Consider the following 14899-nt stretch of genomic DNA (forward strand, 5'->3'; position numbering starts at 1 on the left):
TACGCAGTGAATTCGATGATGTCACTAGTGGGTGGCGGGTTGGCCCCTTACCTCTCCTCCGTGTTCCGCGGTCCGGGGCGCCCCCGGAAGCGGCGCCGCTCCCCCGCCCCTTCCTTGGACGGCGCGTCGGCGAGACGCACGACCGGGTCGTCGGGGCCCTCGCGCCCGGCGACCACGGGCTTCGCGGCCCGTACGGCCTTCGCGCGGTACTGGGCGGCGTCGGCAAGCCGGAACAACCGCCGGGCCGAGCGCACAGGCCCGATCGGATCCTCGGTCGAGGCGACCCCGCAGGCCACGCCCTCCCCGAGCTCCAACTCGGCCGCCCTACGGCAGAGTTCGTCGGCGACACGGACGACCTCGTCGGCGGCCGGGCCCACCGCGAGGAGGCAGAACTCGTCGCCTCCGAGCCTGGCCGTGAGGGTGCCGGGGAGCATCGCGCCGCACAGGGACAGCACGGACCCGAAGCGTTCCAGGAGCCGGTCGCCGACCGCGTGCCCCCGGGTGTCGTTGACCCGCTTGAGCCCGTTGAGGTCGCAGACGACGAGACTCACCACGACCTTCTCGTCCTCCTTGTGGCGTTCGATCGCCTCGTCGAGCCGTACGTCGACGGCACGGCGGTTGGCGAGACCGGTGAGGGCGTCCGTGAACGCCAGCCGCCTGGCCTCCTCCAGCCGCTCGGTCTGCGCGATCCCGGCCGCGACGACCGAGGCCAGTACGGTCGCGAAGTCGGCGTCGGCCCGGCCGAAGACGGGGGCTCCCGCCCGGCGGGCCACGTACAGCTCGCCCCAGGCGCGGCCGTGCAGCACGATCGGGGCGACGACGCAGCAGCCTCGGCCGCGCCTGCGCAGGGCGGCGACGCGCTGGTGGCAGTACCCGGCGGGGCCTCCGGCCGGTCCCTCCGCGGTCTCGACCCAGGCGTCGGGCTCGCCGCCTCCGGCCCACCGCTCGTGCAGGAACTCGGTGATCTCCGGGAACTGGTGCACCGGATAGGCCTCCCCCTCCGGGAACTCCTCCTCGCCCTCCGCCCGCTCCCCCACGTTCGCCAGAACCCGCAGCCGGCCGAGCTCCCGCTCCCACACGGAGAGCGCGGCGAAGCTCCCGTCGAGGGCATGGCAGGCGCCGAGCGCCGCGGCCCGCCAGGACTCGCGCGGGGTGTGCGCCGCCGCCATCCCCTGCGCCAGCTCCACCACGGCCCTCAGCCGTCTGTCCTCACCCATCACTCCAGGCTAGGTAAAAACATGGCATTCCGGGACATTGGTATGGCGAACAGGGGTCCGAGGCGGTGGTCCTGTTGGGGTTTTTCGCCCCCTCCACCCCTTCCCGTCCCGTCGTATCGCGCTGACGCGCTCGTCCTCAAACGCCGGACGGGCTGAACCCCGCGGAGCGGGGGTTTGGGGGCGGAGCCCCCAAGTGACGGGAATGGGTAGGGGCGGAGGGGGCGAAAAGCGCCTACGCCCCCGGCCACTCCGGCGTGCGCTTCTCGTTGAACGCCGCCACGCCCTCCGCCCGGTCCCCCGAGAAGGCGACGGACCGCCACGCGGCGTCCTCGACCTCGAGCCCGGCCCGGAGGTCAAGACCGTGACCGAGGCGAAGCGCACGCTTCGCCGCCCGCAACCCCACCGGGGAATTCGCCGCGATACGAGCCCCCAGCGCGAGCGCCTCCTCGCGATCCCGCCCCGCCTCGACCAGCTCGTCGACAAGCCCCAACTCCCGCGCCTCAACCGCCTCCAGCCGCCGCGCAGAGAAGATCAGCTCGGCCGCCCGAGCGGACCCGACCCGGCGCGGCAGCAACTGCGTACCGCCCCCGCCGGGAATCACCCCGACCGACACCTCGGGCAGCCCGACGACCGCCGTACGGTCGGCCACGATCAGGTCGCAGGACAGCGCCAGCTCGAACCCGCCCCCCAGCGCGAACCCGTGCACCGCGGCGACCGTCGGCATCGGCAGCTCCAGAACCCCGGTGTACGCGGCCCGCGCGACGGGCCGCTGGCGCACCAGCTCGGCGTCGGTGAGGGAATTCCGTTCCTTGAGGTCGGCGCCGACGCAGAAGGCCCGCTCATGGGTCGAGGTCAGCACGACCACGCGTACATCCGGGTCGGCCGCGAGCGTCTCGCAGGCACCGGCGATGGCGCGGGCCATGTCCGTGGACACCGCGTTCATGGCCTTCGGCCGGTCGAGGGCGAGCTCCGCGACGTACCCGTGCCGCCGTACGGCGACGAACTCCCCGAACCGCCGCTCGCCCCCTTGCTCCAGCTCCGCCATGACACCCTCCTGGTTAACGCGGGTTAACTGCCGACCCCCCGATCATCGCAGCCGCAGGCGCCCACCGGAACCCGCCCCCGCACCCCCACCTCCCCGTTCGGGTGACACCCGCCCCAACTCCCGGCCCCCGCCCTCACCGGCCGAATAACCTGCGCACCGCCGCAGCGCATCGGGGAGCGCGGGCACCTTGGGGAGGTATGACCATGACGAACCGGGAGACGACACGTGGGCGGCATCGCAGGCCCCGCCCGCGACGAGTGTTCTTTGCCGTGGGGGGACTCGCGCTGGCGGCAGGGGCGTTGAGCCTCGTACGGATGGCGCCGGAGTCGGTGATCGGGGGCATGGGGGCCCCGGACGCCGAGCCGACGACGGGCACCGTCACCGACACGGCGGGCAATGCCGCCGTGACCGTCGAGGCCGTGCCCTCGGCACATCCGGTGGCCGCCACGACGCCCGCCGTGATGGGCGGGGAGAGCGCGCTGCCGACCCCGGGCATGAGCCTCGCGCCGACACCGGCACCGACGCCGACACGCTTCGTGACAGCCCCGTCTACACCTGTCAGGGTCCCGGTGGGCGGTACGCCGGACACGACCGGCGTTCCCACCGGTCAGGCTCCCGCTCCCGCGGCACCGCGGCCACCGGCCGCGACGACCACCGCCGCACCCGCCCCGAGCACGACCGCTCCGGGCCCGAAGCCCGAACCCCCGGGCCTGTGCGTACCGGTCGTCGGTCTCTGCGTGAACGGTCTGACCGAGCCTCTCGGATCCCTTGCCAGGCCCTAGGACTCGGTTCCTACGACTCGGCGCCGCGGCGGGCGAGCAGCCACGGTTCGACCACGCCCAGGCCGCGCACCGGACGCTGCCACATCGGCTGGAGGGCGAAACGGTAGGAGGGCGGTTCCTCGCCCTCCTTCTCCGCGGCGGCCGCTGCCTCGGCGGCCTCCGCCTCGGATGCGGGCGCGTCGCCGGTGCGGACCAGTTCCTCCGCGAAGGCGCCGTCCACCAGGACGGCATCCCGTGGCGCTATCGAGGTGAGGCGGCTCGCGAGGTTCACCGTCGTACCGAACACGTCGCCCATCCGGGTCGTCACCGTGCCGAAGGCGATGCCGACGCGCAGTTCCGGCATGGTCTCGTCGTTCGCCATCGTCTCGATGAGGCGCAGGGCGATCTCGGCGGCGACCCCGGCGTCGTCGGCGGCGTACAGGACCTCGTCGCCGAGCGTCTTGACGAGCCGGCCCCCGTGCGCGGCCACCAGGTCGGCGGCCGTGGTCTCGAAGGCCTCGACCAGTTCGCCGAGTTCCTCCTCCTCCATGCGGCGCGTCAGGCGTGTGAACCCGACGAGGTCCGCGAAGCCGACGGCGAGCCGGCGGTCGACCATCTCCTCGTCGTCCCCGGCCTGTACGACGCGGCCCGTCGCGGCGGCGAGCTGGCGGCGCCAGACGTAGACGAGGAACTCCTCCAGCTCGGGCAGGAGCAGTTCCATCAGGGGGTACGTCACCTCGGTGCGCGTCATCCCTGGTTCCGGGGGCTCGGTCAGGCCCGCCAGGAAGGAGTCGATCTGCCATTCGGCCAGGCGGGCGGTGGTCTGGCCGGTGGAACGGGCCACCTGGACCGCCATCGCCTCGCTCAGCAGGCCCGCCTCGACGAGGCCGGCGAGGCGGCGCAGGGCGAGTACGTCGGCTTCGGTGAGCGCCTTGGCCTGGCCGATGTCGGCGAAGCCCATGGCCCGCCAGAAGCGGGAGGCCAGTTCCATGGAGACGCCCGCGCTGCGGGCCGCCTGGAAGGGGGTGTAGCGGCGCTCGGCGCCGAGGATCAGCTGCTCCAGGCGCAGTGCGAGTGGGTCCTCGCCGGAGTCGGGGTCCTCGGGTGCGTCCACCCGGGGGGACGAGGTGTGGTTGACCGACCCGGCGGTACGGCCCGGCTCGGTGTCGGGGGCGGGGTCTGCACCCGTACCGGAACCGGTGTCGTCGACGGTCACGCCTGCTGCCCTTCCGATCTGCCACGGTCAGGTATCGACCGCGCTCAACTCTACGGCAGGTGTGGGCTGGCTCACTCCTGACGCGGGTGTGTGCACGGGGCCGGCCTTGGGGTTTTTTCGCCCCCTCCGCCCCTTCCCGTCCCGTTTCTGGGGGCTGCCGCCCCCAGACCCCCGCTATCGGCCTGAACGGCCTCGTCCTCAAACGCCGGACGGGCTGAAACCGGGCGTAGCCCGGAAGCAAGGGACGGGTAGGGGCGGAGGGGGCGAAAAACCCACCCTCAGCCCCCAACCGCCCGCAGATGCACAATGTCCCCCGCCCCCACCGGCTCCTGCACCCCTTCCTCCGTGGCCAGAACCAACCGCCCGTCCCCGTCCACGGCCACCGCCTCCCCACTGATCGACCGCCCCCCGGGCAGCTCGGCCCGCACCACGCGCCCGAGCGTCGCGCACCCGGCGGCGTACGTCTCCTGGAGCCCGGACGCGACAGGGTCCCCGCCCGCGTCGCGCCAGCGCTCGTACCACTGCGACAGCGACCGCAGGACGGCCCGCAGCACGGTGTCACGGTCCGTGGTCGCCGCGCCCGCGAGGGCGAGGGACCCGGCCCCGGGGACGGGGAGTTCGTCCTCGCGCAGCGAGACGTTGATGCCGATGCCCACCACGACCGCGTCGGTCCCGGCCCGCTCGGCGAGAATGCCGCCGGCTTTGCGCTCCGCACCGTCCACGGTCACCAGCAGGTCATTGGGCCACTTGAGTGCCGTATCGACGCCGGCGGCCCGCGACAGCGCGGTCGCGACCGCGACCCCGGTGAGCAGCGGCAGCCATCCCCAGCGCTCGACGGGGACCTGGGCCGGCTTCAGCAGGACGGAGAAGAAGAGGCCGGAGCGGGCGGGTGCCGTCCACTGCCGGTCGAGGCGTCCACGTCCGGCGTTCTGCTCCTCGGCGACGAGTACCGCGCCCTCGGCGGCCGTTCCCGCGGTGGCGCGGGCGACGAGGTCGGAGTTGGTCGACCCGGTGCGGGCGACCACCTCGATGCCCGACCAGAGGCTCCCGTCCCGTACCAGCGCCTTGCGCAGGGCGACCGCGTTGAGCGGCGGACGGTCCAGGTCGGACCACGGGTTGTCGTTGGCGTCTGATGCATCTCGCGGCGTCATGCAACCCACCCTAGGTGTGGTAAACGCCGCACTGCCGAACCGTATCGCCGCCACTACCCTACGAGTCAGTAGCAAACTCCTGAGCAGCATCCTTGAGCAGAACGCGCCACGGAGCGCTCAGCAGCACGTTCGAGTACGTCACCCTCACGTCCCCATTGAGCAGGCAGGGAGCCGCATCCCGATGTCCGAGCCGGAAGAGCTGCAACACCCCGACATCCACACCACCGCGGGCAAAATCGCGGACCTGCAGCGCCGTATCGAGGAGGCGACGCACGCCGGCTCGGCACGCGCCGTCGAAAAGCAGCACGCCAAGGGCAAGTTGACGGCCCGTGAGCGGATCGAGCTGCTCCTCGACGAGGGGTCGTTCGTCGAGTTCGACGAGTTCGCGCAGCACCGGTCCAGCGACTTCGGCCTGGAGAAGAACCGTCCGTACGGAGACGGTGTGGTCACCGGGTACGGCACGGTCGACGGCCGCCCCGTCGCCGTGTTCTCACAGGACTTCACCGTCTTCGGCGGCGCCCTCGGCGAGGTCTTCGGCCAGAAGATCATGAAGGCGATGGACTTCGCGCTGAAGACGGGCTGCCCGGTCATCGGCATCAACGACTCGGGCGGCGCCCGCATCCAGGAGGGTGTCAGCGCGCTGGGCATGTACGGCGAGATCTTCCGCCGGAACACCCATGCTTCCGGGGTGATCCCGCAGATCTCCCTTGTCGTCGGCCCGTGCGCGGGCGGCGCGGTCTACTCCCCCGCGATCACCGACTTCACGATCATGGTCGACCAGACCTCGCACATGTTCATCACGGGGCCCGATGTCATCAAGACGGTGACGGGCGAGGACGTCGGCTTCGAGGAGCTCGGCGGCGCCCGGACCCACAACGCGGTGTCCGGCGTGGCCCATCACATGGCGGGCGACGAGAAGGACGCCATCGAGTACGTCAAGCAGCTGCTGTCGTACCTGCCGTCCAACAACCTCAGCGAGGCCCCGGTCTTCCCGGAGGAGGCGGACCTCACCGTCACCGACGAGGACCGCGAGCTGGACGTGATCGTGCCGGACAGCGCGAACCAGCCGTACGACATGCACACGGTGATCGAACACGTCCTGGACGACGCCGAGTTCTTCGAGACGCAGGCGCTGTTCGCGCCGAACATCCTCACCGGGTTCGGGCGGGTCGAGGGCCACCCGGTGGGCATCGTCGCCAACCAGCCGATGCAGTTCGCGGGCTGTCTGGACATCGACGCGAGCGAGAAGGCCGCGCGTTTCGTCCGGACGTGCGACGCCTTCAACGTCCCGGTCATCACGTTCGTGGACGTCCCTGGCTTCCTCCCCGGCGTCGACCAGGAACACACCGGCATCATCCGCCGCGGCGCCAAGCTGATCTACGCCTATGCCGAGGCGACCGTCCCGCTCATCACGGTCATCACCCGCAAGGCCTTCGGCGGCGCGTACGACGTCATGGGGTCCAAGCACCTGGGCGCCGACCTCAACCTCGCCTGGCCCACGGCCCAGATCGCGGTGATGGGCGCGCAGGGCGCGGTCAACATCCTGCACCGCCGCACCATCGCCGCGGCTCCCGCGGAGGAGCAGGAGGCGACCCGGGCCCGCCTGATCCAGGAGTACGAGGACACGCTCCTGAACCCGTACACGGCGGCCGAGCGCGGCTACATCGACGGCGTGATCATGCCGTCCGACACCCGCGCCCATGTCGTACGCGGCCTGCGTGCGCTGCGTACGAAGCGGGAGTCGCTGCCTCCGAAGAAGCACGGCAACATCCCCCTCTAGACCCCTCCAGACCCTGAAAAGCTTGGGAGCGGTAATGACGATCAAGGTCGTACGGGGCAATCCGACCCCGGAGGAGCTGGCCGCCGCACTGGCGGTGGTCCGGGCGCGCGCCGCGGCGGCGGCTTCGGCCCCGCCCGGCGCGCCCGGGGCCAGGGCCGCGTGGGCCGACCCGGCCCGTATCGCCACGCGCCGGCTGCCCCAGCCGGGCCCGACGGCGTGGGGCCGCACGTACTGGCCCGGCTAGGCAGGCTCTAGAGCAGTTTCGCGAGAGCTTCGGCCATCACCGCGTACCCCGCGTCGTTGGGGTGCAGGTGGTCGCCGAAGTCGTACGCCGGGTGCAGCCGGTCCGGGTCTGCCGGGTCGGCCAGTACGCGGTTCAGGTCCACCGCCGCGTCCCATTCGCCGGCGCCGCGGATCCACTCGTTCACCTCGTGGCTCACCTTCGCCGCGTGCTCGCCCCAGTGGTCGGAGCCGCCGAAGGGGAGGAGGGTGGACCCGATCACCCGTAGACCCCGGGCACGCGCCTGCCGTATCAACTTACGGTAGCCGTCGATGAGTTCACCGGCCTCCACGACCGGCGCAGGCTTGTAGGTGGGCTGTTCACCGGTCTCGCTGAAGCCGATGTCGTTGAGCCCCTGGAGCACGACGAGTGTGCCCACGCCCTGGTGGTCGAGGACGTCGCGGCCGAGTCGGTGGATGCCCTTCTCGCCGTACCAGGCCGAGTCGTTGAGCAGCAGGTTCCCACCGATGCCCGCGTTGAGGACGGGTCGTCCGGTGCGTTCGGCGAGCAGGTCCGACCAGCGGTGGTTCGCGCCGGGGGTCGAGCCGAAGCCGTCCGTGATGGAGTCCCCGAAGAGCGCGACGGCGTCCCTGCGGCCCGCGTCGACCTCGACGGCCGAGAGGAAGTACCAGGACTCGGACGACGCGTCGAAGGCCTCGCCCCCGATGTCCGCCAGGCGGTCACCCGGGGCCCGGTGGCTGGTCGCGAAGGCCTGTGCGTGGAAGGTCGCGGGGCCGGTGACGGCGTCGAGGTGGAGGGTGACGGTCACCGACTCCAGGGATTCCAGGGCGAGTTCGGCCGGGTCGCTGACGGCGAGGCCGCGCGCGGGGATCTCGGCCGAGGCGTCCCCGCCGAAGGTGAGCCGCCGCACCGAGCCGGGCTCGATCGCTGCTCCTTCGCCGGCACGGGCCACGGTGGCGCCCGCGATCCGCAGTGGCGAGGTGCCGTACGCGTTGGACAGCCGGATACGGACCCGGCCGCCGCCCGCGGTGAGGCGTACGACCTGGCGCAGCGACTGGCGCCAGAAGCCCTCCTGCGACCAGTTGGGGGTGAAGCCCTCGGCGGGGAGCTGGGGCGATGCGGTCCAGGCGGTGGTGAACACGGCAGCTTGCCTCCATTAAAGGGACCAGAGTTCCTTTAGTAACGCTCACGACGGTAACAGGAGGCGGCGCACTAAAGAAACCCCAGACCCGTTTACGCGAGAGGTGGGCAAGTTGAGTACGCGTACTCAGGCGCCCGGCCCCTCGCCGTCGCACGATCGAAGACATGCTGTGGTCCGACCCCGAGAACGAGCCCCCCAAGGAACTCCGCGACACTCAGGACATGTTGCGGCGCCTTGGTGTTCTCGTGGCGCTGGCCATGGTGCTCGCGATGGTCGTCCTCGGCGTGATGTGAGCACCCTCCACATGACACGGAGGGCGATCATCGCGGCGGCGCCGATACCCTGATCGCATGACTGATCAGCCGCGTCGCCGTCTCGTGCTCGCCTCGCAGTCCCCTGCCCGGCTCAACCTGCTGCGGCAGGCCGGACTCGCCCCCGAGGTGATCGTGAGCGGGGTCGACGAGGAAGCCGTCAGCGCACCGACCCCCGCCGAACTCGCCCTGGCGCTGGCCGAGGCGAAGGCCTCCGTGGTGGCGGCGAAGCCCGAGGTCCAGGGCGCCCTGGTGGTCGGCTGCGACTCGGTCCTCGACCTGGACGGCGAGGCCTACGGCAAGCCCGCCGACGCCGAGGAGGCCACCGCCCGCTGGAAGTCGATGCGCGGCCGCGCCGGGACACTCCAGACGGGCCACTGCGTCTACGACACGGCGGCCAAGCGCTACGCCTCGGCGACCGCGTCCACCGTGGTCCACTTCGGCGACCCGAGCGACGCCGAGATCGCCGCGTACGTCGCCTCGGGCGAACCCCTCTACGTGGCCGGGGCGTTCACCCTCGACGGCCGCTCGGCCCCGTTCATCGACGGCATCGACGGCGACCACGGCAACGTGATCGGGATCTCGCTGCCACTGGTGCGCCGCCTGCTGGCCGAACTGGGCGTCGGCATCACGGAGTTGTGGACGCCGCGGGAGAAGTGACCGGGAGCGGGATCAGGAGGGCGAGGGGGCCGGAGGGGCCACGACCGGCGCGCCTCCGTTGTCTCCGTTCCCGCCCTTCTCGGGCGCGGCGTCGACCGGGCCCGCCGGGCGGCCGAACGCCAGAAGCGTGAACACGATCAGCGCGAGCCCCACCATCAGGAAGGCGAACGCGCCCCAGCCGACCAGGCCCACCGTGAGCGCGCCCAGCAGACCGTGCACCACCGCGGCGCTGATGAGGAGGATCCGGCCGAAGAGGCCCGGGGCCCGGTCGCGCACGGCGGCCAGCAGGGCGGTGAGGCCGCACAGCGCGAAGTAGGCGCCGAAGACCAGGCCCCCGACCTTCGAGGAGATGGACATCATGTCCGGGTCGAGCCCCGCCAGGGACATGTCCTGGTTGTCGACGACAGTGCCGAGCAACCAGTTCAGCAGCGCGATGCCGATCGCCTCCACGAAGAGCACGATCGCCGCCACCCACGCAACCGGTCTGCGCACCACCGGTCCCCACCCGCTTCCGTGTGCTGTTACCACAAGTACGTTCGAGTACATCCTGAACGCTACTAACGGGTAAACCTCGGGACAAGGGTTCTGCCGAGGGCAAAGAATCATTGGGCCATTCGTAGGGACTCGACAAAGAAACCCTGTGGCACGCAGCACTGACTCACAGAGACCTCGACCACACAGGAGGGCTAGGGTTCAGGGCAGGGATCCCGTGTGCCGTGGCGCGACAAGGGATTTCACGGGTCGAGCGCGCCTCGAATCACACTCCGTGTGGGCAAGCTCACCATTGGGGACGGGTCGAAAGCTCGTGTCGGCAGTCCCTAAACTCGGCTTGTTTCAAGGAGGGAGCCATCGTGCGCAAGGTGCTCATCGCCAACCGTGGCGAAATCGCTGTCCGCGTGGCCCGGGCGTGCCGGGATGCCGGTATCGCGAGTGTTGCCGTCTACGCGGAACCGGACCGGGACGCTCTGCATGTCCGTGCGGCGGACGAGGCGTTCGCGTTGGGCGGTGACACCCCGGCCACCAGTTACCTGGACATCGCCAAGGTGCTCCAGGCCGCCAAGGATTCGGGGGCGGACGCCATCCACCCCGGTTACGGCTTCCTTTCCGAGAACGCGGACTTCGCCCAAGCAGTGCTGGACGCGGGCCTGGTGTGGATCGGACCGCCGCCGCAGGCCATCCGCGATCTGGGTGACAAGGTCGCCGCCCGGCACATCGCCCAGCGGGCCGGCGCCCCGCTGGTGGCCGGTACACCCGACCCGGTGTCCGGTGCCGACGAGGTCGTCGCGTTCGCGCAGGAGCACGGGCTGCCGATCGCGATCAAGGCCGCCTTCGGCGGCGGCGGGCGCGGCCTGAAGGTCGCCCGCACGCTCGAAGAAGTACCCGAGCTGTACGACTCCGCGGTCCGTGAGGCGGTCGCCGCCTTCGGGCGCGGTGAGTGCTTCGTGGAGCGCTATCTCGACAAGCCCCGGCACGTGGAAACGCAGTGCCTGGCCGACTCCCACGGCAACGTGGTCGTGGTCTCCACCCGGGACTGCTCGCTGCAGCGCCGGCACCAGAAGCTGGTCGAGGAGGCCCCGGCCCCCTTCCTCTCCGACGCCCAGGTCGAGGAGCTGTACTCCTCCTCCAAGGCGATCCTGCGCGAGGCCGGCTATGTCGGTGCGGGCACGGTGGAGTTCCTGGTCGGCACCGACGGCACGATCTCCTTCCTGGAGGTCAACACCCGCCTCCAGGTGGAGCACCCGGTGACCGAGGAGGTCGCGGGCATCGACCTGGTGCGCGAGATGTTCCGCATCGCCGACGGCGAGGAACTCGGCTACGGCGACCCCGAACTGCGTGGGCACTCCTTCGAGTTCCGCATCAACGGCGAGGACCCGGGGCGCGGTTTCCTGCCCGCCCCCGGCACCGTGACCGTGTTCGACGCGCCGTCGGGGCCGGGCGTCCGGCTGGACGCGGGCGTCGAGTCGGGCAGCGTCATCGGCCCGGCCTGGGACTCGCTCCTGGCCAAGCTGATCGTCACCGGCGCCACCCGCGAGCAGGCCCTGCAGCGGGCCGCCCGCGCGCTGGCGGAGTTCAACGTGGAGGGCATGGCCACCGCCATCCCCTTCCACCGCGCGGTCGTCGTCGACCCCGCCTTCGCTCCCGAACTCACCGGTTCCGCCGACCCGTTCACGGTGCACACCCGGTGGATCGAGACCGAGTTCGTCAACGAGATCCCGGCCTTCGCTGCTCCGGCGGACACCGAGGCCGAGGACGAGGCGGACCGCGAGACGATCGTCGTCGAGGTCGGCGGCAAGCGGCTCGAGGTCTCGCTGCCCTACTCGCTGGGCATGTCGCTGGCCCGCACGGGTCTGGCGGCAGGTGCCAAGCCCAAGCGGCGGGCGGCGAAGAAGTCCGGGCCTGTGGCCTCGGGCGACACCCTCGCCTCCCCGATGCAGGGCACCATCGTCAAGGTCGCCGTCGAGGAGGGCCAGGAGGTCAAGGAAGGCGACCTGGTCGTCGTCCTGGAGGCCATGAAGATGGAACAGCCTCTCAACGCCCACCGCTCCGGCACCATCAAGGGCCTCAGCGCCGAGGTCGGCGCCTCGCTGACCTCCGGCGCCGCGATCTGCGAGATCAAGGACTGACGGCCCGCACGGCCCACCCGTAGGAGACGGTCGTACGACATCCCGAAGCGCCTGTCGGACTGGAGCAGTCAGTCCGCCGGGCGCTTCGGCTTTCCCCGTCCGCCGGAGCTCAGCTTTTCAGTCGCGCCCCGCCGGAGTCGGTCAGCGGCGGCGCAGGTCCGCCACCCTCGCGCGCTCCCCGGGGGACTGCTCGCCCAGAACCGTGGCCGAGCGCAACTGGGGTGCCGAGCCGGGGACTTGGCCGCGGCGCGGGCCCGGGAGCGGCATGTCCCGGCGTGGCGGACGCCCCGCCGGGACGGGATCGCCTCCAGCGCCGCCGCCCGCGGATGACCCGGCCACCGTGATCTGTACGCCCTGGTCGGCCAGGGCCTGCAGTTCGGTGAGGGCACGGTCGTCGTGGGCGGGGGGCTCGTCGGTGACCAGGCGGGTGATCAGGTCGGTCGGGACCGTCTGAAACATCGTGTCCGTACCGAGCTTGGTGTGGTCGGCGAGGACGACGACCTCCGCGGCGGCCTGGACGAGCGCGCGGTCGACCGAGGCCGACAGCATGTTGGACGTGGACAAGCCGCGCTCGGCGGTCAGCCCGCTTCCGGAGATGAAGGCCCGGGAGACCCGCAGCCCCTGGAGGGACTGCTCGGCCCCTGAACCGACCAGGGCGTAGTTGGAACCGCGCAGGGTGCCGCCGGTCATCACGACTTCCACCCGGTTGGCATGGGCCAACGCCTGGGCCACCAGGAGGGAGTTGGTGACGACGGTCAGCCCGGGTACCCGCGCGAGCCGACGGGCCAGCTCCTGCGTGGTGGTCCCCGCGCCCACCACGATGGCCTCGCCCTCTTCGACGAGACCCGCGGCGAGATCGGCGATGGCCGTCTTCTCGGCGGTCGCGAGATGCGATTTCTGCGGAAAGCCGGATTCTCGCGTGAACCCGCCCGGCAATACCGCACCGCCATGCCGGCGGTCGAGGAGTCCTTCTGCCTCCAGTGCGCGCACGTCCCGCCGTACGGTCACTTCGGAGGTCTGGACGACGCGGGCGAGCTCACGGAGCGACACGGCCCCATTCGCTCGCACCATTTCGAGGATCAATTGGCGACGTTCTGCAGCGAACACGAAACTGACAGTAACCCCAACGACCGTCTGCTTTCAGCAGTTTGCGCCGAATAACAGAAGTTGTTCGCATGGCAGCGCATGAAGTGGTATACGCGCCTACTCATGCCGCCTATGCCGTACGAATGGGCGACAACTCCCCGTGACCAGCGGAGAGTCGCCCGTGGGGCTCAGTTGCCGCTCTCGGTCTTCCTCGTGTGCAACTGCCGTGCCACCTCTGCGATCGAGCCCGACAGGGACGGATACACGGTGAACGCGTTCGCGATCTGTTCGACCGTCAGATTGTTGTCGACCGCGATCGAGATGGGGTGGATCAGTTCCGAGGCGCGCGGTGACACGACCACACCGCCCACCACGATCCCGGTACCCGGGCGGCAGAAGAGCTTCACGAAGCCGTCCCTGATGCCCTGCATCTTGGCGCGCGGGTTGCGCAGGAGCGGCAACTTGACCATCCGGGCGTCGATCTTGCCCGCGTCCACGTCGGCCTGGGTGTACCCGACGGTGGCGATCTCCGGGTCGGTGAAGACGTTCGAGGAGACGGTCTTCAGGTTCAGCGGGGCCACCGCATCGCCCAGGAAGTGGTACATGGCGATGCGGCCCTGCATGGCGGCGACCGACGCGAGGGCGAAGACGCCGGTCACGTCACCTGCGGCGTACACACCGGGAGCCGTGGTCCGCGAGACCTTGTCGGTCCAGATGTGCCCGGACTCCCTGACCTTGACGCCGGCCTCCTCCAGGCCCATCCCGCTGCTGTTCGGGATGGCGCCGACGGCCATCAGGCAGTGCGAGCCGCTGATGACCCGGCCGTCGGAGAGGGTGACCTCGACCCGGTCGCCGACCCGCTTGGCGGACTCGGCGCGGGAGCGGGCCATGACGTTCATGCCGCGGCGGCGGAAGACGTCCTCCAGGACGCCTGCGGCGTCCGGGTCCTCGCCGGGCAGCACCCGGTCGCGGCTGGATACGAGCGTGACGCGCGAGCCGAGTGCCTGGTAGGCGCCGGCGAACTCGGCGCCGGTGACACCGGAACCGACCACGATGAGCTCGTCCGGGAGTTCGTCGAGGTCGTACACCTGGGTCCAGTTCAGGATCCGCTCGCCGTCGGGCTGCGCGTCGGGCAGCTCGCGCGGGTGCCCGCCGGTCGCGATCAGCACGGCGTCGGCCGTCAGTGTCTCCTCGGTGCCGTCGGCGGACCGCACGATCACCTTGCGGGAGCCGTCCAGGGCCTGCATGCCCTCGAGGCGGGCGCGTCCGCGCAGCACACGGGCGCCGGCGCGGGTCACGGAGGCGGTGATGTCGTGCGACTGGGCGAGCGCGAGGCGCTTCACTCGGCGGTTGACCTTGCCGAGGTCGACGCCCACCACCCGCGCGGGCGCGTCGATGTGTGGAGTGTCGTCGGCGACGATGATGCCGAGTTCCTCGTACGACGAATCGAAGGTGGTCATCACCTCGGCCGTCGCGATAAGGGTCTTCGACGGCACGCAGTCGGTGAGCACCGACGCCCCGCCCAGACCGTCGCAGTCGACGACGGTCACCTCCGCGCCGAGCTGGGCGGCCACGAGGGCCGCCTCGTATCCGCCGGGTCCGCCACCGATGATCACGATCCGAGTCACGTACTCCATTGTCCCGCACGCTTCAAGGTGCTTCCGCC

Annotated in this window: 14 protein-coding genes; 6 read left to right on the plus strand and 8 right to left on the minus strand. The window is 71.0% G+C overall.

All coding sequences use genetic code 11. The annotated features are described in order from the left end of the window. Positions 1–47 precede the first annotated feature (47 nt). Positions 48–1217 (minus strand): diguanylate cyclase domain-containing protein, encoded by a 1170-nt coding sequence (locus OG266_RS16025; RefSeq protein ID WP_371546351.1) that lies wholly within the window; start codon positions 1215–1217, stop codon positions 48–50. A gap of 232 nt (positions 1218–1449) precedes the next feature. Next, entirely contained in the window at positions 1450–2262 is an 813-nt protein-coding gene (locus OG266_RS16030; protein WP_371546352.1) for an enoyl-CoA hydratase/isomerase family protein, read from the minus strand. Between the two features lie 269 nt (positions 2263–2531). On the opposite strand from OG266_RS16030, the gene OG266_RS16035 reads away from it, so the two are divergent. Beyond that, a complete protein-coding gene (locus tag OG266_RS16035) occupies positions 2532–3044 on the plus strand; it encodes a hypothetical protein (RefSeq protein ID WP_371546354.1) in 513 nt (170 codons plus the stop codon). A gap of 10 nt (positions 3045–3054) precedes the next feature. Here OG266_RS16035 and OG266_RS16040 read toward each other — a convergent pair whose 3' ends face one another. Further along, positions 3055–4239: an adenylate/guanylate cyclase domain-containing protein gene (locus OG266_RS16040; protein WP_266455280.1), complete on the minus strand. Its 1185-nt coding sequence runs from the start codon at positions 4237–4239 to the stop codon at positions 3055–3057. Between the two features lie 278 nt (positions 4240–4517). Further along, positions 4518–5390: a biotin--[acetyl-CoA-carboxylase] ligase gene (locus OG266_RS16045; protein ID WP_371546356.1), complete on the minus strand. Its 873-nt coding sequence runs from the start codon at positions 5388–5390 to the stop codon at positions 4518–4520. A gap of 181 nt (positions 5391–5571) precedes the next feature. Here OG266_RS16045 and OG266_RS16050 point away from each other — a divergent pair, with 181 nt between their 5' ends. Together OG266_RS16050 and OG266_RS16055 are read left to right on the plus strand one after the other, a co-directional pair. Next, positions 5572–7170: an acyl-CoA carboxylase subunit beta gene (locus tag OG266_RS16050; protein ID WP_329545806.1), complete on the plus strand. Its 1599-nt coding sequence runs from the start codon at positions 5572–5574 to the stop codon at positions 7168–7170. Positions 7171–7204: 34 nt separating this feature from the next. Continuing rightward, positions 7205–7414: an acyl-CoA carboxylase epsilon subunit gene (locus OG266_RS16055; protein WP_266455289.1), complete on the plus strand. Its 210-nt coding sequence runs from the start codon at positions 7205–7207 to the stop codon at positions 7412–7414. 7 nt (positions 7415–7421) lie between these two features. Here the strand turns inward: OG266_RS16055 and OG266_RS16060 are convergent, their stop codons facing one another. After that, positions 7422–8552 carry an SGNH/GDSL hydrolase family protein gene (locus OG266_RS16060; protein ID WP_371546359.1) on the minus strand — a complete coding sequence of 377 codons (1131 nt, stop codon included), beginning with the start codon at positions 8550–8552 and terminating at the stop codon, positions 7422–7424. A gap of 164 nt (positions 8553–8716) precedes the next feature. On the opposite strand from OG266_RS16060, the gene mmpB reads away from it, so the two are divergent. After that, positions 8717–8845, plus strand: coding sequence for a morphogenic membrane protein MmpB (mmpB, locus tag OG266_RS16065; RefSeq protein WP_266455295.1), 129 nt, complete (start codon positions 8717–8719; stop codon positions 8843–8845). 57 nt (positions 8846–8902) lie between these two features. Beyond that, the gene (locus OG266_RS16070) at positions 8903–9523 is read left to right on the plus strand and encodes a nucleoside triphosphate pyrophosphatase (RefSeq protein ID WP_371546360.1); all 621 of its coding nucleotides are present in this window, start codon (positions 8903–8905) and stop codon (positions 9521–9523) included. A gap of 12 nt (positions 9524–9535) precedes the next feature. Here the strand turns inward: OG266_RS16070 and OG266_RS16075 are convergent, their stop codons facing one another. Beyond that, positions 9536–10018, minus strand: a complete 483-nt coding sequence (locus tag OG266_RS16075; protein ID WP_266455300.1) for a hypothetical protein — start codon at positions 10016–10018, stop codon at positions 9536–9538. A gap of 356 nt (positions 10019–10374) precedes the next feature. On the opposite strand from OG266_RS16075, the gene OG266_RS16080 reads away from it, so the two are divergent. After that, positions 10375–12147 carry a biotin carboxylase N-terminal domain-containing protein gene (locus tag OG266_RS16080; RefSeq protein WP_371546361.1) on the plus strand — a complete coding sequence of 591 codons (1773 nt, stop codon included), beginning with the start codon at positions 10375–10377 and terminating at the stop codon, positions 12145–12147. Between the two features lie 141 nt (positions 12148–12288). Here the strand turns inward: OG266_RS16080 and OG266_RS16085 are convergent, their stop codons facing one another. Together OG266_RS16085 and OG266_RS16090 are read right to left on the minus strand one after the other, a co-directional pair. After that, positions 12289–13254, minus strand: a complete 966-nt coding sequence (locus tag OG266_RS16085) for a DeoR/GlpR family DNA-binding transcription regulator (protein ID WP_266455304.1) — start codon at positions 13252–13254, stop codon at positions 12289–12291. A 167-nt stretch (positions 13255–13421) separates the two neighbouring features. Then, positions 13422–14870, minus strand: coding sequence for an NAD(P)H-quinone dehydrogenase (locus OG266_RS16090; protein WP_266455306.1), 1449 nt, complete (start codon positions 14868–14870; stop codon positions 13422–13424). Between the last annotated feature and the right edge of the window lie 29 nt (positions 14871–14899).

It is taken from the genome of Streptomyces sp. NBC_00554, from assembly GCF_041431135.1.
GTDB lineage: Bacteria > Actinomycetota > Actinomycetes > Streptomycetales > Streptomycetaceae > Streptomyces.